The sequence below is a fragment of the Prochlorococcus sp. G5PB11 genome, assembly GCF_059772425.1.
Map to the genome: position 1 here is coordinate 464586 of NZ_CM186287.1, position 19269 is coordinate 483854.

General features: G+C 33.7%; 35 protein-coding genes and 1 tRNA gene. 18 read left to right on the forward strand and 18 right to left on the reverse strand.

What is annotated here, in order from left to right; translation table 11 throughout:
- The first annotated feature begins 120 nt into the window (after nucleotides 1–120).
- Nucleotides 121–450, forward strand: coding sequence for a hypothetical protein (locus AC6EI0_RS02770; protein WP_498522953.1), 330 nt, complete (start codon nucleotides 121–123; stop codon nucleotides 448–450).
- Between the two features lie 219 nt (nucleotides 451–669).
- Nucleotides 670–858 (forward strand): hypothetical protein, encoded by a 189-nt coding sequence (locus tag AC6EI0_RS02775; RefSeq protein ID WP_498522954.1) that lies wholly within the window; start codon nucleotides 670–672, stop codon nucleotides 856–858.
- Between the two features lie 195 nt (nucleotides 859–1053).
- On the opposite strand, the gene AC6EI0_RS02780 is transcribed toward AC6EI0_RS02775, so the two are convergent.
- From AC6EI0_RS02780 to AC6EI0_RS02790, 3 genes are all read right to left on the reverse strand, one after another.
- Nucleotides 1054–1338: a hypothetical protein gene (locus AC6EI0_RS02780; RefSeq protein WP_498522955.1), complete on the reverse strand. Its 285-nt coding sequence runs from the start codon at nucleotides 1336–1338 to the stop codon at nucleotides 1054–1056.
- Between the two features lie 179 nt (nucleotides 1339–1517).
- The gene (locus tag AC6EI0_RS02785) at nucleotides 1518–1751 is read right to left on the reverse strand and encodes a DUF1651 domain-containing protein (RefSeq protein ID WP_498522956.1); all 234 of its coding nucleotides are present in this window, start codon (nucleotides 1749–1751) and stop codon (nucleotides 1518–1520) included.
- 324 nt (nucleotides 1752–2075) lie between these two features.
- Entirely contained in the window at nucleotides 2076–2252 is a 177-nt protein-coding gene (locus tag AC6EI0_RS02790; protein ID WP_498522957.1) for a hypothetical protein, read from the reverse strand.
- 797 nt (nucleotides 2253–3049) lie between these two features.
- Between AC6EI0_RS02790 and AC6EI0_RS02795 the strand changes: the two genes are divergently transcribed.
- Nucleotides 3050–3274 carry a hypothetical protein gene (locus tag AC6EI0_RS02795; RefSeq protein ID WP_498522958.1) on the forward strand — a complete coding sequence of 75 codons (225 nt, stop codon included), beginning with the start codon at nucleotides 3050–3052 and terminating at the stop codon, nucleotides 3272–3274.
- A 92-nt stretch (nucleotides 3275–3366) separates the two neighbouring features.
- On the opposite strand, the gene pip is transcribed toward AC6EI0_RS02795, so the two are convergent.
- Nucleotides 3367–4317 (reverse strand): prolyl aminopeptidase, encoded by a 951-nt coding sequence (gene pip / locus AC6EI0_RS02800; protein ID WP_498522959.1) that lies wholly within the window; start codon nucleotides 4315–4317, stop codon nucleotides 3367–3369.
- A 107-nt stretch (nucleotides 4318–4424) separates the two neighbouring features.
- On the opposite strand from pip, the gene AC6EI0_RS02805 reads away from it, so the two are divergent.
- From AC6EI0_RS02805 to AC6EI0_RS02815, 3 genes are all read left to right on the forward strand, one after another.
- Complete coding sequence (locus AC6EI0_RS02805) at nucleotides 4425–4640, forward strand: hypothetical protein (RefSeq protein ID WP_498522960.1); 216 nt, start codon at nucleotides 4425–4427, stop codon at nucleotides 4638–4640.
- A gap of 119 nt (nucleotides 4641–4759) precedes the next feature.
- Nucleotides 4760–5077 carry a hypothetical protein gene (locus AC6EI0_RS02810; RefSeq protein WP_498522961.1) on the forward strand — a complete coding sequence of 106 codons (318 nt, stop codon included), beginning with the start codon at nucleotides 4760–4762 and terminating at the stop codon, nucleotides 5075–5077.
- A 510-nt stretch (nucleotides 5078–5587) separates the two neighbouring features.
- Nucleotides 5588–5752, forward strand: coding sequence for a hypothetical protein (locus AC6EI0_RS02815; protein WP_269610566.1), 165 nt, complete (start codon nucleotides 5588–5590; stop codon nucleotides 5750–5752).
- 105 nt (nucleotides 5753–5857) lie between these two features.
- Here AC6EI0_RS02815 and AC6EI0_RS02820 read toward each other — a convergent pair whose 3' ends face one another.
- The 4 genes from AC6EI0_RS02820 to AC6EI0_RS02835 form a co-directional block, all read right to left on the reverse strand.
- The gene (locus AC6EI0_RS02820) at nucleotides 5858–6034 is read right to left on the reverse strand and encodes a DUF4278 domain-containing protein (RefSeq protein WP_498522962.1); all 177 of its coding nucleotides are present in this window, start codon (nucleotides 6032–6034) and stop codon (nucleotides 5858–5860) included.
- Between the two features lie 236 nt (nucleotides 6035–6270).
- On the reverse strand, nucleotides 6271–6534 hold the full coding sequence (locus AC6EI0_RS02825; RefSeq protein ID WP_498522963.1) for a DUF1651 domain-containing protein: 264 nt from the start codon (nucleotides 6532–6534) through the stop codon (nucleotides 6271–6273).
- A 2-nt stretch (nucleotides 6535–6536) separates the two neighbouring features.
- Nucleotides 6537–6752 carry a hypothetical protein gene (locus tag AC6EI0_RS02830; protein WP_498522964.1) on the reverse strand — a complete coding sequence of 72 codons (216 nt, stop codon included), beginning with the start codon at nucleotides 6750–6752 and terminating at the stop codon, nucleotides 6537–6539.
- A gap of 599 nt (nucleotides 6753–7351) precedes the next feature.
- The gene (locus AC6EI0_RS02835; RefSeq protein WP_498522965.1) at nucleotides 7352–7564 is read right to left on the reverse strand and encodes a hypothetical protein; all 213 of its coding nucleotides are present in this window, start codon (nucleotides 7562–7564) and stop codon (nucleotides 7352–7354) included.
- A gap of 678 nt (nucleotides 7565–8242) precedes the next feature.
- Here AC6EI0_RS02835 and AC6EI0_RS02840 point away from each other — a divergent pair.
- Both AC6EI0_RS02840 and AC6EI0_RS02845 read left to right on the forward strand, forming a co-directional pair.
- Nucleotides 8243–8395: a hypothetical protein gene (locus AC6EI0_RS02840; RefSeq protein ID WP_498522966.1), complete on the forward strand. Its 153-nt coding sequence runs from the start codon at nucleotides 8243–8245 to the stop codon at nucleotides 8393–8395.
- Between the two features lie 29 nt (nucleotides 8396–8424).
- On the forward strand, nucleotides 8425–9222 hold the full coding sequence (locus AC6EI0_RS02845) for a TIGR01548 family HAD-type hydrolase (RefSeq protein ID WP_498523488.1): 798 nt from the start codon (nucleotides 8425–8427) through the stop codon (nucleotides 9220–9222).
- A 143-nt stretch (nucleotides 9223–9365) separates the two neighbouring features.
- Here AC6EI0_RS02845 and AC6EI0_RS02850 read toward each other — a convergent pair whose 3' ends face one another.
- The 3 genes from AC6EI0_RS02850 to AC6EI0_RS02860 form a co-directional block, all read right to left on the reverse strand.
- Nucleotides 9366–9650, reverse strand: a complete 285-nt coding sequence (locus tag AC6EI0_RS02850) for a hypothetical protein (protein ID WP_498522967.1) — start codon at nucleotides 9648–9650, stop codon at nucleotides 9366–9368.
- Between the two features lie 54 nt (nucleotides 9651–9704).
- A complete protein-coding gene (locus AC6EI0_RS02855) occupies nucleotides 9705–9887 on the reverse strand; it encodes a hypothetical protein (RefSeq protein WP_498522968.1) in 183 nt (60 codons plus the stop codon).
- Between the two features lie 197 nt (nucleotides 9888–10084).
- The gene (locus tag AC6EI0_RS02860) at nucleotides 10085–10228 is read right to left on the reverse strand and encodes a hypothetical protein (protein ID WP_498522969.1); all 144 of its coding nucleotides are present in this window, start codon (nucleotides 10226–10228) and stop codon (nucleotides 10085–10087) included.
- Between the two features lie 310 nt (nucleotides 10229–10538).
- On the opposite strand from AC6EI0_RS02860, the gene AC6EI0_RS02865 reads away from it, so the two are divergent.
- From AC6EI0_RS02865 to AC6EI0_RS02900, 8 genes are all read left to right on the forward strand, one after another.
- Entirely contained in the window at nucleotides 10539–11135 is a 597-nt protein-coding gene (locus AC6EI0_RS02865; RefSeq protein ID WP_498522970.1) for a hypothetical protein, read from the forward strand.
- 110 nt (nucleotides 11136–11245) lie between these two features.
- Nucleotides 11246–11410, forward strand: coding sequence for a hypothetical protein (locus tag AC6EI0_RS02870; RefSeq protein WP_219045946.1), 165 nt, complete (start codon nucleotides 11246–11248; stop codon nucleotides 11408–11410).
- Between the two features lie 63 nt (nucleotides 11411–11473).
- Nucleotides 11474–11545, forward strand: a tRNA-Gly gene (locus AC6EI0_RS02875).
- A 105-nt stretch (nucleotides 11546–11650) separates the two neighbouring features.
- Nucleotides 11651–11995, forward strand: a complete 345-nt coding sequence (locus AC6EI0_RS02880; RefSeq protein WP_498522971.1) for a DUF8646 family protein — start codon at nucleotides 11651–11653, stop codon at nucleotides 11993–11995.
- 141 nt (nucleotides 11996–12136) lie between these two features.
- Nucleotides 12137–12226 (forward strand): DUF3764 family protein, encoded by a 90-nt coding sequence (locus tag AC6EI0_RS02885; RefSeq protein WP_498522972.1) that lies wholly within the window; start codon nucleotides 12137–12139, stop codon nucleotides 12224–12226.
- 104 nt (nucleotides 12227–12330) lie between these two features.
- On the forward strand, nucleotides 12331–12420 hold the full coding sequence (locus AC6EI0_RS02890; RefSeq protein ID WP_498522973.1) for a hypothetical protein: 90 nt from the start codon (nucleotides 12331–12333) through the stop codon (nucleotides 12418–12420).
- A gap of 470 nt (nucleotides 12421–12890) precedes the next feature.
- Nucleotides 12891–14585 (forward strand): protein adenylyltransferase SelO, encoded by a 1695-nt coding sequence (locus tag AC6EI0_RS02895; RefSeq protein ID WP_498522974.1) that lies wholly within the window; start codon nucleotides 12891–12893, stop codon nucleotides 14583–14585.
- A 168-nt stretch (nucleotides 14586–14753) separates the two neighbouring features.
- Nucleotides 14754–14882: a hypothetical protein gene (locus AC6EI0_RS02900; protein WP_498462905.1), complete on the forward strand. Its 129-nt coding sequence runs from the start codon at nucleotides 14754–14756 to the stop codon at nucleotides 14880–14882.
- A 328-nt stretch (nucleotides 14883–15210) separates the two neighbouring features.
- On the opposite strand, the gene AC6EI0_RS02905 is transcribed toward AC6EI0_RS02900, so the two are convergent.
- Together AC6EI0_RS02905 and AC6EI0_RS02910 are read right to left on the reverse strand one after the other, a co-directional pair.
- On the reverse strand, nucleotides 15211–15456 hold the full coding sequence (locus tag AC6EI0_RS02905; protein ID WP_498522975.1) for a hypothetical protein: 246 nt from the start codon (nucleotides 15454–15456) through the stop codon (nucleotides 15211–15213).
- 91 nt (nucleotides 15457–15547) lie between these two features.
- On the reverse strand, nucleotides 15548–15745 hold the full coding sequence (locus AC6EI0_RS02910; protein WP_498522976.1) for a hypothetical protein: 198 nt from the start codon (nucleotides 15743–15745) through the stop codon (nucleotides 15548–15550).
- Nucleotides 15746–15878: 133 nt separating this feature from the next.
- Here AC6EI0_RS02910 and AC6EI0_RS02915 point away from each other — a divergent pair, with 133 nt between their 5' ends.
- Nucleotides 15879–16091: a hypothetical protein gene (locus tag AC6EI0_RS02915; RefSeq protein ID WP_498522977.1), complete on the forward strand. Its 213-nt coding sequence runs from the start codon at nucleotides 15879–15881 to the stop codon at nucleotides 16089–16091.
- Nucleotides 16092–16142: 51 nt separating this feature from the next.
- On the opposite strand, the gene AC6EI0_RS02920 is transcribed toward AC6EI0_RS02915, so the two are convergent.
- The 4 genes from AC6EI0_RS02920 to AC6EI0_RS02935 form a co-directional block, all read right to left on the reverse strand.
- Nucleotides 16143–16325 carry a hypothetical protein gene (locus tag AC6EI0_RS02920; RefSeq protein ID WP_498522978.1) on the reverse strand — a complete coding sequence of 61 codons (183 nt, stop codon included), beginning with the start codon at nucleotides 16323–16325 and terminating at the stop codon, nucleotides 16143–16145.
- Between the two features lie 229 nt (nucleotides 16326–16554).
- Nucleotides 16555–16794, reverse strand: coding sequence for a hypothetical protein (locus tag AC6EI0_RS02925; RefSeq protein WP_498522979.1), 240 nt, complete (start codon nucleotides 16792–16794; stop codon nucleotides 16555–16557).
- Between the two features lie 10 nt (nucleotides 16795–16804).
- Complete coding sequence (locus AC6EI0_RS02930; protein ID WP_498522980.1) at nucleotides 16805–16960, reverse strand: hypothetical protein; 156 nt, start codon at nucleotides 16958–16960, stop codon at nucleotides 16805–16807.
- A gap of 57 nt (nucleotides 16961–17017) precedes the next feature.
- Nucleotides 17018–17488 (reverse strand): hypothetical protein, encoded by a 471-nt coding sequence (locus AC6EI0_RS02935; RefSeq protein ID WP_498522981.1) that lies wholly within the window; start codon nucleotides 17486–17488, stop codon nucleotides 17018–17020.
- A 701-nt stretch (nucleotides 17489–18189) separates the two neighbouring features.
- Between AC6EI0_RS02935 and AC6EI0_RS02940 the strand changes: the two genes are divergently transcribed.
- Nucleotides 18190–18396 (forward strand): hypothetical protein, encoded by a 207-nt coding sequence (locus AC6EI0_RS02940; RefSeq protein ID WP_498522982.1) that lies wholly within the window; start codon nucleotides 18190–18192, stop codon nucleotides 18394–18396.
- Nucleotides 18397–18546: 150 nt separating this feature from the next.
- On the opposite strand, the gene AC6EI0_RS02945 is transcribed toward AC6EI0_RS02940, so the two are convergent.
- Nucleotides 18547–18879 (reverse strand): hypothetical protein, encoded by a 333-nt coding sequence (locus tag AC6EI0_RS02945; RefSeq protein ID WP_498522983.1) that lies wholly within the window; start codon nucleotides 18877–18879, stop codon nucleotides 18547–18549.
- Between the last annotated feature and the right edge of the window lie 390 nt (nucleotides 18880–19269).

Genomic DNA, 19269 nt, shown 5'->3' on the forward strand with positions numbered 1-19269 from the left:
ATTGAGTGGATTTCATTCATTAATGATCTAAACAATTGAAACGTTTTGCGTGTTCGGGTTCCCATATGACATTGCAAACAAAATAGTTGTGAAGATTAGGAAGATCGCCATTATGAAAGAATGAAAAGTTTATTTCTTTTATTACTGATACCTCCTATTCTCTTCTTTTTTTCTGTCATACCAGTTAGTGCTGAGTCAGAATTCGAGATGTATCTAAGTGATTTTTATCAAAAACAAGAGAAGGCAAGCAGAATACTCAAAGAAATTGAAATAGACCTAAAAGATGGATCAAGAGACAGAGTTTGTGCAAGGCAAAGAGAAGCTGCTAGATATGGAATCGAAGCCACAAAGTCTTTGATTAAAGCATTTAAAACAAATGGTTCTACAAGTCAAATGGAGAATCTTCAAGCAGGACTGGATAAGTGGAGAGAGTTGAGAGACTATTGCTAAAAATTTATTGCATATAAAAAATGAATCTATTAGTTATTGTATTTTTTATTACCTCAATTTGGCTCATAAGAAAATTGGCATGGAATTTAGAAGAGGGAACCAATAAACAAAGAGAACAGAATCCAGAGTTCAACACAAAAAACTTCGATATGCATGAAAGAAGACTTAAACAATTTTCAAAGTCTAAATACAAAAACCGTATGTTCTATATCGGAGCTGATGGCAATTGCTACTATTACTCAGCAACTGGAAGGAAAATTTTTTGCTAACGATGAAATATCTCAATGGGGTATTGCTGCTTTAATTGGAACATCTATTGCCACCTTGTTGGCTTGGTTTAATAAATCTGGTTCTGATTTCAAAGACGGGTTTGAACCAAAAAGGAAAAGGACAAAAAAGAAAATATAAATTGCACCTTTTAAAAAATCAAATATCTTTGCACACATACCTGTCAGAACTCAAGTAAACGTGAAGCAACAAGCATCTGACGTACTACCAATACAATCGCAAGAAAACAATCAATCTACTAAAAACATAAATAGGTAAATTATTCAAACGACTAAGAAAATAAAATATTTTTTAATGGTGGAATAATCAGTATGTTTACTTACCAACTCCAGTAAAAACGAACCCATTTAGAATACAAAAATCATAAGCAAAAATCTTAAGCCGCTCTGGCATCTCACTCCATTTCATCTCCTCAACTTTATTTACTTGCTCTGAACTTAGGTTCTCTGCTTTAGCATATGCCTCAATCATCTTTGACCAACTATCAGAATATATATCTACGTAAAATGCCTTTTGGTTTTGATCAAAGAAATTAATTTTGTCTTGCTTAGTACTAACCTTTTTCGAAAGCTGTTTATAGTATTCAATGTCTGATGTCATGATCACATGCTTATTTAGAAATCTAACCTAATAAATTCACATTTAAATAGTGAAGTGATGTTCAAAATCTATACATTAAGTAGTCTGCGAATAAAACCGTTTCATTTCTTTATATGTACCGTAATGGTAAAAAAAAATAAATTAATCAAGGCATCATAACAACATCATTATTTTGTTCATCAAACCCATTGAGGATCTATACGTCTCCATCCAGTTGATAATAATTCCTTCCAAAGTTTGATTGCCACTGCTCGTCTTATCCTCTTGCGACTTTTTAGGAGCGGAGGCCCATTAAATTCAAGTCTTCCTTTCTCTATCAGAACTTTAGGGTTTTGGTCCCAGCTATCCCAGTCATACCGAAACCTTAGTATCCATATTCCATCTACATCAGTAACCCAACCATCTTGCTTCATGTAATCCTATGCTGGATAATACAAGAGTACCACTAAAAGTTGTTGGCTTTATCAATGTGTTTTTTTGGATGTAGCTTTAATTTTTCGTTTTGGAAGAGCTGTCATATCTGCTTTTGGGATGCTGAATGGAGTAAACAATTTCATTACGATAAAAAATCAATTGACTTTATGTGTTCTAGGTCATGTGAGAGTTCAATGCATGGGTGAAACTACCCTAATTGATTCGCATTGCACTACAAAATTGGATATGCGGGAGTAGCTAGTTTTAGATAATATATTAAACAGATTTTAATAGTTGTTAAATTATTTCTGACTGGAAAACTATCAAGCAAAGCAAGTCCAGTCAAGATTTCGATGATTTGTTAAAAATGGAGCTGGGGTACAAACCTTTTCACCATCTGGTGTTACGTAGCATCTTTCAATGCCCCAACTTCGTTCAATGATTTTCACCTCAGTTGACCCTTTTGGTAAAGGAGGTGCCGTAATTTGAAGCCTCGTCATATGAATATGCAACTATACATTTTTAGCTAATGAAAAAGCTTTATCAATCGGTAAATAAATCCATTGACATTGAATCAAGTACAAAACATACAAACTTAATAAAGATAAACATGAAAGCTTTATGGTCGCTCAAGCTTTTAGTTTCTATTGATTAGACATTAAGTTGACGTTGATATCGAGATATCGAACTTTAAAACCGATTCAAAGAAAGCTAAGCATAGTAATGCTTCTCATGAAGACATTCACTAAGTAACTAATTCATCAGTTCAAATGCAAATGTTCCAACTACAATAAAATTCCCAATACAGCCGAAGAATTGGCTTTTACTTAAATTGCGAAGAATCGAAGCCGTTTCAAAAGAAAACTATATGAACTGAAGTGAAAGCAACATTTCACTTCAGCTCATATAGCATTATTCAGAGAGTGAATCAGAAGTTTTTTCACAAAGAAACCAAATGAAAAGAATAAAGATCAATCAAGAATCTGATGAAATTGGAAATATTTATAAAGTGGTCGTAATATCCATAACAGTTTGACTAGATACAATTGTCCATACTTGGTTCTTTCTCTTTTCAGGGTTGACGAAATAAATTATCTAAAAACATGTAATTCAAATAAGAAGTAATCAGAGTATCCACAAGCCAATGAAAGCGATTTAATAAAACTTATATCACTCAAAGTATTAACTTTATTTACTTTTTTGTGTATATTTTTTACATACAAATCACAAAGAAGCGAGCAGAAAGAAAATATGCAGTTTTTTTTTATATGGTTCAGAAATAATTCACGAAGTAAAAATGCAAGTAGATCTAAATGAACTAGCAAATTCATACGAAGTCGTACCCGTATCTCTTAGTGATCCTTTTAAATCTTTAGTTGCGGAACCTTCCACGATGGAAGTACTTAGATTCTTACCTATCATTGCTTTCATTGCTTTAATAATTACAGCTGTATGGAGACAGGGCAAGAAGTTCCCAGTAAAAGCTATTGGCAATTTAAACAAAGATAGAAAACAAGATTAAATGAATTAAGAGATTTAAAAGATTTTCTTGTAATTCTTAATTGGCGCAGGAATAATTAAATATAATTAAGATCAAATAACAGCTACATAAAATTAGAGGTTAGATGAGGAATTAGCTAAATTATTCGTCAACTCAATTAGTTTTTTAGATATTCCAATCTCTTTCATTGAGTGTCCTGCACTATCGATTACATAAAGTTTTGAAGAAGGCAATGATTTATTAAGATCCCATGCACTTCGCATTGGACAAACCACGTCATATCTTCCCTGAACAATCGAAACTGGAATATCTTTTAGCTTATTGATGTTATTTAAAATATAATTTTCCTTTAAAAAAATGTTATTAACAAAATAATGACATTCTATACGGGCAAAAGAATCTGAGAAATTATCATTTGCAGCTTTTTTAATGGATAATTTTTTTTGAATAAGAAAGCTTGTTGACATTTCCCATCTCGTCCAAGCATGTGCCGCTTTGGATCTTTCAGACCTATCTTGACTGGTTAATCTCTTGTAGAAAGCATTAATCAAATCACCTCTTTCATTTTGCGGAATAACAGACTGATAAAGTTCAAATTCTTCAGGGAAAATCTCACTTGCACCTTTTTGATAGAACCAACTTAATTCGGTTTTTCTGCACAAAAATATACCCCTAAGAGTAAGACTTAAAACTTTTTTCGTGTGATGAATGGCATAAATCAAGCTTAAGGTTGAGCCCCACGAGCCCCCAAAGACATGCCATGATTTAATTTTTAAGAGTTGTCTTAGTTTTTCAATATCATCAATTAAATGATGTGTCGTATTTTCTTTTAACTCAGAATGAGGAGAAGATCTACCACATCCTCTTTGATCAAATTGAACAATATTGAATTTCATTGGGTCAAAATATCTTCTATAAGAAGGACTACTCCCACCACCTGGACCGCCATGAACAATTAAAACAGAAGATCCATTTGGATTGCCGCTTCTTTCCCAGTAGATTGAGTGTAGAGGGCTCACTTTTAATATCCCTTGTTCCTTAGGTTCTATTTCTGGAAATAACATTTTTAATTAAATTTTCGTCTTTTGCCTTTGAGACATTTCAACCAACCCAAGCATACATACCAAAATTAGCTATAAATGATTATTAAAAAAGAAATTGATCTATCCCTATGAAAAACTGGCTAAAAAGCTTACAATTAAATATTCATGCACCTAGAACAGGTTTTGCCTTAATGATCTTGGCTTTAACTCAAGTACCAGTAGGAATAAAAAACGCAGCCGAAGTTGCTTGTATTGGTCAAACATCAAATAAGATTTGGAAAACAGAAAAGAATCATGCGGATGCAAACATGCTTGCAGTTCAAAGATGCAATGGAAGAAATTAACTGGAATTATGTGTTCGTCTACAAGCAAAATAAGATAAAAAGCCAAAAAATGTAACGTTGACCTAGAACTTGATTTTCAACACGATAAAAAGGTGAATATTTGAATATTCACCTTTTTTATGACTTCAACGCTAAAAATAATCGATCAAGAACTAGCTCAGTTTGGGTGGGTTGAGCCAATAGCAATTAATTCAATAAGTGAATTCACGTCACCCAAGATAGATGTTGAAGAACAAACAACTAATGAAAAAGAATCTGATCTCATAGACACATTCATATGTCATCTTATTTTCTATGTGGTTTTTTGCTATTCCCTATTTCTATATATTTTTATTGATTTGGGTTTTGGTTCCTTTTTAAAGAATAAAGTAAATAAATTATTCAAACTCCAAAAAAAGTTTGAACCGCCCTCCTTTATCAGTGCTCATTCCAATTAATACAGACTAGGCTTGTACTTAAACAAATTAGTTGGGTATTCCTTACTATCGCACTAACTAAAATAATGTATTTAGATAGGAAAGAAGTAATTCGCTAACGGTCTGAGTCTGCACAGACCGTTTTTTTATTTAAATGGAAAATTTTTTCGCAAAACTATCAAAATATTTTTTCGGAATTGAAGTTGGTCAATTCTATGAAGAGCCCATAGGAGACGATTACTTATATCCAGATTGGTAAATAGACTTCAAATGCGTTTATCATCGTTCAATCCAAGATTATTCATTACTACACAACCATTTAGAAAATGAGACAATCAATTGATTATTAACTAATAATATAACCACAGACTATATTTTTTTAACTTGGTAAAGCTTCAAGCATAGCCTCTACTCCCATAATTCTTATCTTTGATTCGTTAACGACTAATAGTTAATTCAACTTGAGTAAAAGACGAGGTGTATAAATTTAACAAGATCGATTAGAACATCTATATACCGATACGGAGGGTTATGAAACTAAAAACTCCTTTGAACATAATCAAAAATGCATTAAGTGATATTCGAACAATGCATGATTTCTCTTACACGGTTCCCAATGAAACTAGAGATGAGTTTTGGGAAAAAGAATGTAGTAATCATCCAACAGCATCTACTTGCAAAGTTTATGAGGGCTAACAAAAATAAACTTTGTACGAGTTAATAGCTGCTCAACCAAACAAGAATTATCTAAGCAAAAAAAAAGGCCCTGCCTAGCAGGGCCTAATAAAAAGAATTAACAAACTAATGTTGATAGCGATGACCGCGATAAGCCAATTGGCAGTTTAGCTCAGACTTAGCATCGCTTCTGCATGTGTTGTAGTGATTTCGCCTGTAAGTAAGCTCAACACAATCCTTTTGAGCTTTTTGCTCTTTGTGCTGGACATAGTTTTGTCCACGATATAGAAGAGTTGTCATCATCCATACTCCGAATGTTGATTTAAGTCCCCGTTCCTTGGCTTAAATCGAGATGCGGCTCGCTAAGTAACGAGTTGAACGTTTTGGTAGCGGTTGCTACAAAAACTATTATGTTATGCATGGACGGGACGTGTAGTTCATCTGGATACAAAACTATCTAGTGGTATATACTCAAATTTCAAAATCTTTTTTTCTTAAATATCCACTTAAAATAGAATTCTGCTAATTTTTTTTAAGCTTTAAGAGGTCTCCCATAAGGGTTTATTAGAGACTTCCCATTCTGTTTCCACTGACGACCTCCATAGGTCTCTTGCTTTTTCATAAGTTAGCTTCTCACTTTCATGTAATTGAACATGAGGAGTAATTCCGTGTAGGAATCTGAGCCTGCAGCTTGCGTAGTGAACACTTATGTATGTAGTTCCGTCTTCATCAGGGTGTTTATCTTTTAAAAACCTCATTGCCCAAACTCGATCTTTTTTCACAAGCCAACTTTCATTTCGCATTTTCAGTAGGAGCTTGGATTATCTCTTTTATGCTGCCTAGCATTTGAATGAAAACTATCTGATGACCAACGATTTTTAACAACTTCAAGGAAATCAAATATGAATTCATCTGGGCAATCAAGCTCAACCTGCAATTCAGCTAACTCATCAATTAAAAATTCGAATTTTCTACTTATTAAACCTGACTTTTGCTTTTGGGAAGGAATCCATCTGACCATAACCAGAAACAATAATCAACTAAAACAATAATTAAACTATTACTGCAGAACCTATTTGGTAAACACCTGCTATTAAAACCAAAAGAGGAAGGTTTATTAAAACTAAAAGCTTAGCGGCAGTAATTTTATTAATTGCTGTCATTGCTAAAATGTTTAGAAATTTGAATCAACTGTTGGGAATATAACCAGGAATAATCTATACCTAAAGGTCGGTTCAGGTAGTGCTAACCAGTTCGGGTACAAAAAGAGGAAATCTCTCCAAAAACGTGAATTGATTATGGATAGAGTTGAACATTAGGAGAAGTTCTATAAAACGCAATTTATTATTTTTGTCATCGGCTATGTTTTTGACAGCTATGAATACACAAGCCGAAAGTTCTTGGTTGATCCTTCAAAACAGTACTTACGGAATAGAAAAAAATAGAAATTAAAAACATGTCTCAATGCGAGGAACAAGGCAAGCAGTACACAAAAAGTTCTGGTAATACTCGTTACTTGTGCTTAATAGGCAAATAAAAAAGTATCAAACAAAATACCTTATTGGTACAACTGGGTAGTTAACTTGCTGACTTTTAATTAGTAGACGAATTGAAGGTGGTTTAACAACAATCACAACCTTTGTCTCCTATTATTGCATTTTCTTCAAAAGTATCAGCAATATCTCGAAGCATTAGTGCGATAAATGCAGGAGGACATTGGAGATCACTAGCATTGTTAGCGTATTGCTGTGCCGTTCCCTGCATTGCTGGAATAATGATGTTATCGATTTGATCTTCAGTGGGTAACCACTTCGTTTCACATTTTTCAGTCATAGTTTACAGTCACCTAACAACAGATATAAATGTGTTTTGCATGGAGTCAATAATGTAAATCCATTTACCACTTGCTTAAGCATTTGATCAAACGACACCCAATTTCATTCCACTTTTCACCTTCGCAAGAATCTTATCGTCTAAATCATTGTCTGTTTGAAGAACTAGCCACTCAATTGCACTGATAATAAAAGCTTTCATTTGCTTCTTGAAAAATTTTTTCAACATCAAAAAGAGTACTGGCTTTAGTATTAAGAAAAGGAAACTAACCATTACATGCCAACTTATTCAGTATTGTTTTAACTCATATTCTCAAATATTGGTGTAACCACCCCCAAAATCTTCGCATTGCACTACAACATCGACTTAGTTTGTTGGTTAGATTCTTGTTGGTTTTTGTTTTTTTAACATGCTTACTCCATATCACATAATTTTATTTGGAATACTTTTAGTAGTTAGTTCTGCTTCAATTTTTCAAATGTCCACTGCTGAGCAAAGCTGATGACATCATTTTTTATAATTTCAATGGCTGGTTATTTCTATTTGATGGCCTGCTTATGGAGAGATTTAAGAAGAACCAAAACAAGTTGAAATTCACTTAATATTTTAATTGTTAAAATTGCTTGTTAACTTCAAAGAAGACTAAAACAAATCTTTTTTATTATCGAGTAAAAAAAAATGCAAAGCCTTACAAGATTTTCAGTAATTGGTATACCCGCAACCTTAGGGATAGGAATTGCATGGGTCGGTAATCGAATTATTAAAAATGAAAAAGGTCTCAAAGATCGTGAATTAGAACTTAAGCTTCAACTAAACAACAAATTTCATTGAACATCTCTAATCAAAAGAAAAACTCAATGATGAATAATATTGGCCTAATTTTATTTGATATAGATGGGGTGATTCGTGACGTAACAAACAGCTATCGATTGGCTATCCAAGAAACTGTAAATTTTTTTAGTGGGTGGAGGCCCTCGATAGAAGATATTGATTCTATAAAAAGTGAAGGCTGTTGGAACAATGATTGGGATTTGAGCCTAGAAATGATTAATAGACATGTACAAACAAACAATCTTTCTTTTTCAGCTCCGTCTAGAAAAATATTAATTGAGTGCTTTGAAAACTTTTATTTTGGTGGAGATCCAAACCATGACTCTAGTGAATGGTCAGGTTTTATTAAAGACGAAACGTTATTAGTCAAACAAACACTTTTTAAGGAATTAACTCAACGAAGAATTGGTTGGGGTTTCGTGAGTGGAGCTGAATTACCATCAGCTAAATTCGTCTTAGAGCAGAGGCTTGGCTTACCCTATGCTCCCTTGATTGCAATGGGTGAAGCTCCTGAAAAACCTGATCCAACAGGTTTTATTTCGCTATCTTCTAAACTTTCAAAAAATCCTTTAGGCCTTTCCAACCCTCCAATTGCATATATTGGAGATACTGTTGCAGATGTTAAAACAGTAATAAATGCTCGAATTAAAATCCCAGATCAGAAATTTATCAGTATCGCTATTGCCCCCCCACATTTACATGTAGATACAAGTCGAGAGAAACGTCTAAGTTATGAGGCAGAGTTGAGAAAAGCAGGTGCAGACCTGATTATTAAATCGATGGACAATTTAAAAAATGAAATTATAAATTTGTTTATAAACCAATAGATAATCCGATAATCTAAATTTATTTCTCATAATTATTCTGTCAACAAAAAAATCAACATAAGATAATTTTTAGAAAAGTGCTTAAAACTTATTAGTAAATTATGAGCAATTAACCATCTTTATCACGTAACTTCAAAACAAAATCAAGCTGAAACTGCTTCAGCATTAGTTACATCATCGTCGGACATCTTTACTTCATCATCATTTGATTTCTTGTTTTGAAGAATGTAGTAAGCAGCTCCGCCCGCAACTGTTGATGAGACAATTAATCCAGAAATAAGTGTAAGTGCAAAGAGTCCGCCTATCAGTCCACCTTTCAAACGAAGAAGGTTTGATTTAATTAAAAGAAGTAAAAGTAATGTTGAAGTTGCTTTTAATGAAGCGATTCTTAAAGCTGTTAAAGGCCAAAATGGATTAAAAAAAAACATCTTAAAATTTCTTTCTTCAAATGTAGAGGCTTTTTTGTCTTATTGAGGAAAAAACTAGAAAATGGTGAAATTGCTTTTAGTTCCTTTAGGTGTAAGAAAGTCTTGTACAACTTCTTCGCTCATACATTCAGTTGGATAGGAGATCACATTCTTTGCTGTGAATCCTGCACCAATGGCGACCAAACCAATCACAGAAATCCATTTAGATCTTTCACTTGAAATAAGTCTGTTAATCATTTACTAAAAATAATAGGTTTTTATTCTGTCAAATAGTCTGAGAATTGGGTCCAAAAGATATTGATTGAGAGTTTTATCAGCATTGTGAGAAGTCATTACCCAATAAATAAAAGCCCCAATACAAAGAAGAGTTAATATTTTCGTTCAAAAGTTTTCTAGTTAATTCGAACCGGAGTTGAATTGATTTTATTTTCTCATTACTTCCAACGTATACGTTCTGGATGATCTTTTTCAATTTGCCTAAGTAGCAAAACCAAACCCATAAGACTCAATGGTCCAATCACAAGTGCAACTTGCATAAAGTTTTTTATTAAAGGATCTAATACCGCAAAAAAATTCATTATCTCAACAACTGTCGCCACCATTACAACCAATAATCTTGAAAGTGAGTCTGAAGGAATTTAGAACATATCTTCTTACTGAATTTTCTTGTTTTTTTTTTCTTAGTATTAGCTTGAATTTAAAATACTTTTTAATTATTTTAATGTGCGGTCAACGTCCAAATATTCGCCTAGTCCGTCCTCGGGGTTCCTCTGTTAAACAACTAACCCGGTTTCAATCATTGGTAAGTTTCTTTAAAAAATATTAGTTCTTGTATTAGGAAGATTTCAATAAAGTTGCTAATTTCATATTAGCTCCAAATTAACTTAATTGACCTTTAGATCATTATTGTTATTAGCACATCTACAAGCATTTCTCATCCCTATCCTTATTGGAATCAAGTCCATAAACAGATTCAAGCAAATTAGATTTCCTCTGCTACCCCCTTTTGCCTTTATCTCACTAGGCCTTGCTTCAATGTTTGAGATGTTTGATCATACGACTACGAATTGGATATATGTAGATCACTCATCAATATATAATTGGCTGTTTTATTCATTTCTTTCTATTGGATTATCGTTCTTTACTATTTCAGTAGCTAAAAACAAGTCGATCATAACTAGCAATATTTTGTTAATAATTGCCGCGGTTTTTTCTTATTGGTTAGTAGACAAGTCAACAACTCTTTTAATTCAAGTATTAATAAGCATTCTACTTATATCGCAGTGGTGGAAGCGATTTAAAGATTGGGTCTTGTTTATTTATCCAATCACAGGAGTAATCTTTACTACATTCTTTGGGATTCTACTTTCAAGTTCAGGTAACCAAATATGGCATGTATTTATAGGTCCATCTGGCACGATAAGTGTCTTAACTTTTTACGCAGTTTTAAAGAGGTCAAGAAAAAAAGAAATCATTTCTGTCTAATAAGATATTGATCAACTTCAAGATCGCTATGACTTATTAAAATTACATCTGCAGTTATAATCTTAGGTAAGATGATTCATCCCATTACTTTGATTAATGTTTAAAAGCTAATGAGTCTGAGTTCTCATAGACAACACAAAATTTATATTGCTGCAACGATGGGGTATGGACTTGGTTCTGAAGATCCAGAAGAATTAGCGCTTTATGAGATGATCAAAAAAGAAATAGAAAAAGACTGCAAAAACAGAAATATGGGCATTAAAAGAACTGATTAGACTCTCATTTCAGAAAGTGTCTAAAGATAGGGTAGGCATTTAACGTCGCTAACTTAAAGATCTGCGGGTGTAGTTCAGTGGTAGAACGTCAGCTTCCCAAGCTGAATGTCGCCAGTTCGAGTCTGGTCATCCGCTTAAAAAAATCTAAACTAAATTCTAATTGTGTGGTGTAACTCACAACAGCAAGTTCAGTCCACAGAAAACAATTGATATCGACATAATTTATTTTTAGAAATTTACATGGATAACCCCTCTAAGGAACAAATTCTTGCTGCATCCAGTGGATGGGTTGCTACAATATTAAATTTCATTCCTGGCTTAGGCGCTGGATACCTTTACCAACGTCGCTGGATACCTTACTTTGCAACTGGAGGAGCAGCTACAGCTTGGTTCGTTTTAGGAGCCATCTTAAATGGTGATACAGAGCCAACAAAAGCCGAACAATTTATTGGAATAGGAGGCTTATTTTTGATATCAATCACAACAATGGTTGAATCTAAAATTGCTCATAAGAAAGCAAGATTAGTCGTAGAAGAACAGCTTCAGGCAAAGACTCCAAAGAAAAAAGCAGGTCTTTTTAGATAATTAATCATTCAGTAAATTAATAGTGATGAAAGTAAAAAATCATAATTGTGTTAAAAGATGTTGAAGATATGATTAATGAGACAGAATTTTATAAAAACATATACAACTTTCTTTTTGTTTCATAATTATCTAATCATATAAGTGGCTCTGGAAACAACCCTATTCAGCTTTAAGATTTCTGTTCCGTTTGAACAATGGGCAGCGGTATATGACAGTGAAGAAAACAAATAACTTATGAAAGAAGAAAAAATTGATTGTCTTTATAGAGGGATAAATAAAGAGGATCCAGTAGTGCCGTTGTTATAAAGCAAGCTGAAGAAGGTATATCAAACGCATTGTTTTCCAATCCTGAAGTAAGACCTTTAATTGAGGAAGCTGGACACATTTATAATTCAACCGTCATCACTAGTTACTTACAGAGTTAATTAAAAGATGAATTACTTTCTTTCTCTTGTTTTATTTATTCTTATTTATAAGTGCTGTACCAAAAACACTTCTTGAGTCAGTTCCTTAAAACAAAATGTAATCCCTGAGACTCAGAGACAAAGAGATCTTTACCTAGATTGGTATGCTTACAGAATTGAAAATGCTAAAGCAATTTCAGACCTAAATCACAAAACAGAAAAAGAGTCGGATTTAATGGTTTATTGTGAGTTCTTTTAAAATGTAGCTGATACGAATTAAGTTTTTACATGGAATTGAATTAGCCCTGTAGTTTTATGTCTTAAAACTTTCTCAGGATACAGCTCAATCAAAAATATTTTACTCTCCATTTTTTAGACTTATCGGCTAATTCAATACAAAAATTTAAGAACATTAAAGCTTCTAATCTATGCTAGAAATATAAATGAAAGAATCATCAAATTAAAGACTTGACCAACTACAAAAGATCTAAATGAGCAGTACTAAAGCTATGCAGACAACTAGAACTTTTTCTGAGTTTGCAAAACAAGCTGACTACTCATTCATGGATTCTCTCGAACCTGATCCTCAGGCAACAGATGATGGTGACGACCACCTAACAAGAGAGGTCTTTTCTGGTCACTATGTACCTGTCACTCCAACAGCAATTCCAAAACCAGAATATGTCGCTCACAGTAAAATATTATTTAACGAGTTAGGATTGAATCAGAAACTTGCTCTAGATGAGCTTTTTCGTCGCCTATTCTCCGGTGACATAAGTGTTGCAAAAACACCGATGCGACCATTTGGTTGGGCTACCGGTTACGCATTATCTATCTATGGAACTGAATATACACAGCAGTGTCCATTTGGGACAGGCAACGGCTATGGAGATGGGAGAGCTATTTCAGTATTTGAAGGTCTCTTTAATGGCAAAAGATGGGAGATGCAACTTAAAGGAGGAGGGCCAACACCGTACTGTAGAGGAGCTGATGGACGAGCAGTGCTTCGTTCAAGTGTTCGTGAGTTTTTAGCGCAGGAATATATGCAGTCACTCGGAGTACCAACATCACGATCTCTTACACTATATGTCTCTAAATCTGAGACAGTCCGCAGGCCTTGGTATACAAAAGGCTCCAATTCAATCGATCCAGACATATTAGTAAAAACACCAGCTGCAATCTCAACACGAGTCGCACCTTCATTTTTACGGGTAGGTCAAATAGAACTCTTTGCACGTCGAGTACGCAACCATGAGCATCAAGATGCAATGAAAGAGCTCGAGATGATTGTGAAGCACTTAATCATAAGAAATTACAAGGAAGAAATTGATCCTAATCTTAGCTTTAGCAATCAAGTCGTTGAACTAGCAAATTCATTCCGAGAACGACTCACATCATTAGTAGCTAATTGGATACGGATCGGCTATTGCCAAGGAAATTTCAACAGTGACAACTGCGCTGCAGGAGGTTTCACTCTCGATTATGGTCCATTTGGATTTTGTGAACTCTTCGATCCTAGTTTCCAACCGTGGACAGGAGGTGGTGAACATTTTGCATTCTTTAACCAACAAGTTGCTGCCGAGGCAAATTATCGTATGTTCTTGAGAGCGCTTCAACCAATGCTTACCGGCCACCCAGAGGCTCTGGACAGGCTAGATAGCATCCGTGATGGATTTACTACAGTAATGAATCAGAAAATGGAGAACATGTGGACAAAGAAACTAGGCCTAGTCAGCTATGACGCACCTCTAGTTAATGAAATGCTAAAGCTCATGGTTCACACAAAGGTCGACTACACAATCTTTTTCCGAAAACTTTCTAGTATTCCAAAAACACTTAACGTCTTAAAAGATAGTTTTTATCAACCAATCTCAGAAGAGATTGAGTCAAAATGGATCAGTTGGCTACAAAGGTGGCGGAAGCAAGTAATTAACAAAGGTGATCAAATTGAAATATCAGCTAAAATGAAACGCGTTAATCCAAAATACACATGGCGTGAATGGCTCATCACACCAGCATACGAAATGGCAGAGAAAGGTGACTATGGTCTCATAAAGGAACTACAAGCTGTTTTAGAAAACCCTTACGAAGAGCAATCAATAGAGGTACAAAAAAAATATGACAGACTCAAACCCAAGAAATTCTTTGGAGCCGGTGGGGTTTCGCATTACAGTTGTTCATCTTGAGTCAAGATGAACAGTTAAATTTAGTGATATTGTGGCTAGCAATTAAAAAATAACCGCTCCAAAAAACATAAAAAGAATTTTTTCACTTTTTTGTATACAGGTAACCGAACTAAATATTCTCTCGTTATTCGAAGAATTTGAGGATGATTTATAAACGTATTTAAATTCATGTCAGAAGAAACAAAATCAAAAATTAGAATTTTTCTTCCATTTAGCTGGTTCATTCCCGCAGTAATTTCTTTTGGAGTGATTAATTATCATCAATTATCTGCTGGCATTCCACCCATAGCTATTTGATTAATGTCATCACACATCCCTGAATACTACGAAGCTATCGTTGAAGCTTCAAAAAGAGACGAGTTGAGGGGACTAGACTAATTTACTAACAATTCAAAGCAACTTGAGATTAATTTTACCCACTCTGTTTATAAATAACGGCTGATGTCGATAATATAAATTATCTAAACATTGAAGATAGAAAGTTTATTTTTAGTTGAATTCCATATACGTCCCTGAGGTTTAGTGACAAAAGTAACTCAAGGTCGAAAGTATTATTTTTTTTAAATCCTAGACATAAAAGTAGTCAATAATAAGATTTTTCTTAGACGATCAAACTTAAACCATTTCAACTATTGATTTTATTCCAAATAATCTCAGCGTCTCTAAGAAGGTAAAGAGCTTCTTTTCTACCTACAGCTCTTTCAGCATCATCCATCAACTTAATGTATCTTTCCCTCAAGGCCTGCTTTTCAAGAACTATTTTAGTAAACATGTGAAGCTTTTCTGCTCGATCGTCAACATTGCAATTCTGAACTGTCTTTATAAGTCCATGCGGAAACTTAGCTCTGACACGAACGTTGTGCCTACTCATTACTGAATTTTTTCTTGAATTTTATTTGAATATTCTGTGAAGGCCTTTAGTTAACTGCGTGTAGGGTTAACCTCCAATCCTTTATTTTCCACTATGAAATTTTCGGTAATTCAATTCCATAGTCTCTCGCTAGTTGAATCAACTCATTCATTGATAAGTCAACGAGGTAACTTCGTATACATTGATAAGCATGAAAACTCTCAACACTTTTTCTCTCATTGAACATTGAACGAGAGATTCTTAGAGCTAAGGCTTCTTTAGTGAAAATTGGACGAGTGTGATTATTCAAATATTATTCAACTCTTAGGGATGTATGTGTATGTGGCTTCTTAAAAAAAAACAAAAAAATGCATCAAAACTCTCACCAATAAAGTCACAATCTAAAAATAGACCTTTTAGTATTTGGATTTATTTAAATAACCATGGGAGAATCAAGAAAAGGTAAAAAAAATGGATTTCTCCCCAAAACGTCAAAGACATTAGAAAAAAAAGAGTTAATTAGAGAACCCAAAGGAAGACTAATCTCATGGTCTCCCTGGCCTCCTGCTAATTTCAAAACTCGTTACCCAGCATTCCCTTTAGTTACAACTGTTTTGATATTAATAATTTTACGCTGGCTAACCTCGGCTAATTAGCTTAATTAAGTACGAGTTATTAGTTGAAACTTATATAAGGAAAGTTGTTTTTCAAAAATGAAAATAAGGTATTTCTCTTGGGGGGGCAGAACCCGTAGAACAAATACCAAATTGCAAGCACTCCATCACATCATCATCATATTTTGGTTTGTAATTAGCAAACAAATCAGACATATCATCTCCTTGAATAGAAACCCCAGAAAAATTTCGAAATAATTGCTTTGAGAATGGCATGGTTAGATACCTAAACAACCTGCTTAATTTCTACTCATATTGGTTTAAGAAAGCTATGGGGAGGAACACTCAAGTATTTATACATTCAGAGAAAACAATTCAATGCATAGAGACAATTGTCCAAGGCTCAACTAGTGCATTTCTTGAAAGACTTTTTTTGTAAGAGGCAATTTTATCTCAACGCTTTATGCTGCCTTTGCTCGATAATAAAGTTCCATTATTTTGATTTTTATCTTTGACTAAAGCCATCCGGAGACTGAAGATAGGAAGTTTGGCCTAAATAAGGATCTTCGCCAAAAAGATCGTTCATTTGCTTTTCTGTCATTTGATTAGAACCTTGAACGGTTTCAATAGGATCTGATTCTATAAGCGATGAATCTATTTCATCAGCATTAACAGCCGCAGGATAAAGATTCAGGAGAAGACAAAGAGAGAATGAAACAAGTCGAATTAGCAATTTGCTGGTCATCTTCTTGAAATTAACTATCGGTAGAATCGGAACCATCAACTTGCTCATCCGTCTCATCTTGAATTGTTTTGTTCTCATTAGATAAAGAGCATCCACCTTCACCCCATGCAAAAACAGGAGCTATCGTAAAAGAAAAGGCGAATACTAAAGGTAGAATTTTATTCATAAAAAAATTGGAAGCAAAACAATATTAAAGCCTTTTAAGAAAGTTCGTTTAACTGACTTAATTCATATCCATTCCTATTTCCATTTCATTAATAGACACCTCCCTTTGATCACTATCCAATGGTCCTAAAGTAATTTCATCGGAATTTTCATCGCTTACTTCAGGCAAGGATGGTTCAATAAATATCCCGAGAGGATTTTCAGCATTGTCTTCTAGAATTGAAAGGTCATCAAATAGAGACTTCTCTTCTTGATCTGTCAGTAATTCTGATTCTGATTCTGATAAAAGGTTATTATCCTCACTAGATATTATTTTACTTGTATCGTTTATTAATAATTTCGAAAGCTCGACAATGTCTATAATTACCGACTTCTGACTTGTAAACATATCTTGAATCACATTAATTATTTCACCAGATTTTGTAGGTTGAGAAATAAAAGCGAAACCAGTCCAACCAGTCAGAATAATTGAAATTAAGACAATAGAAATAAATGCAGAATAGGTTGCTCTTATTATTGCTTTAATCATTCGAAAACGTTAGATATTGCTAAATCTAGGCAAATCATTTAATACTTAAAACGGGCTCTTCACACCCTGTAAACGCGTATAAATACTTTGGGGTTTACTCTCTATTTTTTCTACCCAAACAGAGCAGAAAAGTAAAAGAGTATTTAGGGAGCTAAATTATGTCCTTTAATCAATTCAAACCTTTAATTCAAACTATAGAAAAGCATTCCTCACGTATATTTCATGAAGCATCATAGAAACGATGTAAATTTGACATGCTTGCAGTATGGTTTTGTTTTATACAAACCAAATCAGTTAGATCAGAAGAGTTGCTTTTAGGATAAAACTAATCTTGAGTAAGCAACTTCAGGAATTTATTCAATAAATTTATCTAATTCTCTAAGTTTCCTTCTAAATAACTATCTTTTTTTATTCAGTGATTTCTCCTGAATAAAATTTTATTGGTAAATTAGAAATTGGATTGTCAACACTCATAAAGAAGGTCAACTGAATTTTTAATCTATAAAAAACAATAGTTAAAAGAAATCAATACAACTATAAAAATGTTGTATTTCTCGCTTTAAAATGTTTGAAAGGCTTGCACTGAAATAAGTATCTACATATCCAATATTAAAATTACTAATTAGTTATTAAAAGACAGCATAAATACTTGAGTGTTTACTCTCTAGGTTTCATTCCCCCAATAGGAGTAGAAATGAAATATGGATCTTCGACCTCCTATGTCCTACGGAAATCGCTTTGCTCAATTAACTACTGAAGCTGCTGAAAATGCGGCACGACTGGTTCTTAGACAACTTTCTGAAAGACTCAATTTTTCAAAGCTCCAATCAAAAAATGATGAAGAAATGGAGTGCTTGCAATTTGGCATCTGTTCTTATCAAGCTCAACCACAAAGAGTAATTCAATAAGAGTAATCAGATGAAATACATTGATCTAATTTTGGTATTTTCTTCATTATCAATGACGTTTTTAGGTTTCTCTTTGCTTGCTATTTAAGGAATGAAGAAAAGTCTTAGAGAATTAGAAAGCGCTGTCGGAAAATTGGTAATTTAATAAACTCATTTGTTATCTGAGTCTTCTAAGAGATCTGAATATTCTGGTGAATGTGAAATTGGCAACTCAGACGCGCTATTAGTTGATCTCACTAACAAAGCAGTTAATTCAGCTGTCCGTTTATTGTTAATAACATTGCTACCGTGCGCTGATACCGCAGCTCCAGCAACAAGGGCAGAGATTGGCTTCCACCAAGATAAAGATTTTAAATCGTTCTTTTTAACTTCAGCCAATAAGAAACCAAGCCCAAACAAAATACCAAACACAGCTCCTGACCATTGGCATATTCTGGCTGAAATAGATTTCGCGTTTTCGGCAGCATTAATTTGATCTTCCATTGGGTAATTTTTCGAAAATTAAGTATGTAATTACTCAATCATTATAAAAGCATTCTTTAAACTTGATGAAAATAAGTAATTAATCCAGTAGAGGTGATCTAAGCAGCAAGATAAAAAAAAGATCTAATAAAAAATAAGCAAAGAGATGCCTAAGAACGAAAATGACAGTGAAAAAAATATTAAAAGTAATTCCGTCGTTTTCATAACCACTCAGAATCTTCTAATAGGTTTGAATATTGTGCATAATTAAAGAAAATTTCTTCCTCTAATACTTCTTCCAGGAGAATTCTCTTGAAGTATGTCATTTTAATTAAAACAGAATTGTTTGATCATCTAAAAAAATAGACAAAATCGTGAGTTATTGACATTCGGTTTACATGGTTCGGTATG

Bases quoted from the DNA above. Each gene is read 5' to 3' on its own strand.
- AC6EI0_RS02810 (WP_498522961.1), top strand. From the start codon at position 4,760: ATGACTTCAACGCTAAAAATAATCGATCAAGAACTAGCTCAGTTTGGG.
- AC6EI0_RS02860 (WP_498522969.1), bottom strand. From the start codon at position 10,228: ATGAATTTTTTTGCGGTATTAGATCCTTTAATAAAAAACTTTATGCAA.
- AC6EI0_RS02825 (WP_498522963.1), bottom strand. From the start codon at position 6,534: ATGCGAAATGAAAGTTGGCTTGTGAAAAAAGATCGAGTTTGGGCAATG.
- AC6EI0_RS02930 (WP_498522980.1), bottom strand. From the start codon at position 16,960: ATGAATAAAATTCTACCTTTAGTATTCGCCTTTTCTTTTACGATAGCT.
- AC6EI0_RS02945 (WP_498522983.1), bottom strand. From the start codon at position 18,879: ATGGAAGATCAAATTAATGCTGCCGAAAACGCGAAATCTATTTCAGCC.
- AC6EI0_RS02920 (WP_498522978.1), bottom strand. From the start codon at position 16,325: ATGCCATTCTCAAAGCAATTATTTCGAAATTTTTCTGGGGTTTCTATT.
- AC6EI0_RS02870 (WP_219045946.1), top strand. From the start codon at position 11,246: ATGAGTCTGAGTTCTCATAGACAACACAAAATTTATATTGCTGCAACG.
- AC6EI0_RS02905 (WP_498522975.1), bottom strand. From the start codon at position 15,456: ATGAGTAGGCACAACGTTCGTGTCAGAGCTAAGTTTCCGCATGGACTT.
- AC6EI0_RS02840 (WP_498522966.1), top strand. From the start codon at position 8,243: ATGCAAAGCCTTACAAGATTTTCAGTAATTGGTATACCCGCAACCTTA.
- AC6EI0_RS02780 (WP_498522955.1), bottom strand. From the start codon at position 1,338: ATGACATCAGACATTGAATACTATAAACAGCTTTCGAAAAAGGTTAGT.
- AC6EI0_RS02935 (WP_498522981.1), bottom strand. From the start codon at position 17,488: ATGATTAAAGCAATAATAAGAGCAACCTATTCTGCATTTATTTCTATT.
- AC6EI0_RS02815 (WP_269610566.1), top strand. From the start codon at position 5,588: ATGAAACTAAAAACTCCTTTGAACATAATCAAAAATGCATTAAGTGAT.
- AC6EI0_RS02895 (WP_498522974.1), top strand. From the start codon at position 12,891: ATGAGCAGTACTAAAGCTATGCAGACAACTAGAACTTTTTCTGAGTTT.
- AC6EI0_RS02850 (WP_498522967.1), bottom strand. From the start codon at position 9,650: ATGTTTTTTTTTAATCCATTTTGGCCTTTAACAGCTTTAAGAATCGCT.
- AC6EI0_RS02795 (WP_498522958.1), top strand. From the start codon at position 3,050: ATGCAAGTAGATCTAAATGAACTAGCAAATTCATACGAAGTCGTACCC.
- AC6EI0_RS02855 (WP_498522968.1), bottom strand. From the start codon at position 9,887: ATGATTAACAGACTTATTTCAAGTGAAAGATCTAAATGGATTTCTGTG.
- AC6EI0_RS02830 (WP_498522964.1), bottom strand. From the start codon at position 6,752: ATGGTCAGATGGATTCCTTCCCAAAAGCAAAAGTCAGGTTTAATAAGT.
- AC6EI0_RS02770 (WP_498522953.1), top strand. From the start codon at position 121: ATGAAAAGTTTATTTCTTTTATTACTGATACCTCCTATTCTCTTCTTT.
- AC6EI0_RS02880 (WP_498522971.1), top strand. From the start codon at position 11,651: ATGGATAACCCCTCTAAGGAACAAATTCTTGCTGCATCCAGTGGATGG.
- AC6EI0_RS02805 (WP_498522960.1), top strand. From the start codon at position 4,425: ATGAAAAACTGGCTAAAAAGCTTACAATTAAATATTCATGCACCTAGA.
- AC6EI0_RS02845 (WP_498523488.1), top strand. From the start codon at position 8,425: ATGAATAATATTGGCCTAATTTTATTTGATATAGATGGGGTGATTCGT.
- AC6EI0_RS02835 (WP_498522965.1), bottom strand. From the start codon at position 7,564: ATGACTGAAAAATGTGAAACGAAGTGGTTACCCACTGAAGATCAAATC.
- AC6EI0_RS02820 (WP_498522962.1), bottom strand. From the start codon at position 6,034: ATGATGACAACTCTTCTATATCGTGGACAAAACTATGTCCAGCACAAA.
- AC6EI0_RS02900 (WP_498462905.1), top strand. From the start codon at position 14,754: ATGTCAGAAGAAACAAAATCAAAAATTAGAATTTTTCTTCCATTTAGC.
- AC6EI0_RS02940 (WP_498522982.1), top strand. From the start codon at position 18,190: ATGGATCTTCGACCTCCTATGTCCTACGGAAATCGCTTTGCTCAATTA.
- AC6EI0_RS02915 (WP_498522977.1), top strand. From the start codon at position 15,879: ATGGGAGAATCAAGAAAAGGTAAAAAAAATGGATTTCTCCCCAAAACG.
- AC6EI0_RS02775 (WP_498522954.1), top strand. From the start codon at position 670: ATGGCAATTGCTACTATTACTCAGCAACTGGAAGGAAAATTTTTTGCT.
- AC6EI0_RS02790 (WP_498522957.1), bottom strand. From the start codon at position 2,252: ATGACGAGGCTTCAAATTACGGCACCTCCTTTACCAAAAGGGTCAACT.
- pip (WP_498522959.1), bottom strand. From the start codon at position 4,317: ATGTTATTTCCAGAAATAGAACCTAAGGAACAAGGGATATTAAAAGTG.
- AC6EI0_RS02785 (WP_498522956.1), bottom strand. From the start codon at position 1,751: ATGAAGCAAGATGGTTGGGTTACTGATGTAGATGGAATATGGATACTA.
- AC6EI0_RS02925 (WP_498522979.1), bottom strand. From the start codon at position 16,794: ATGACCAGCAAATTGCTAATTCGACTTGTTTCATTCTCTCTTTGTCTT.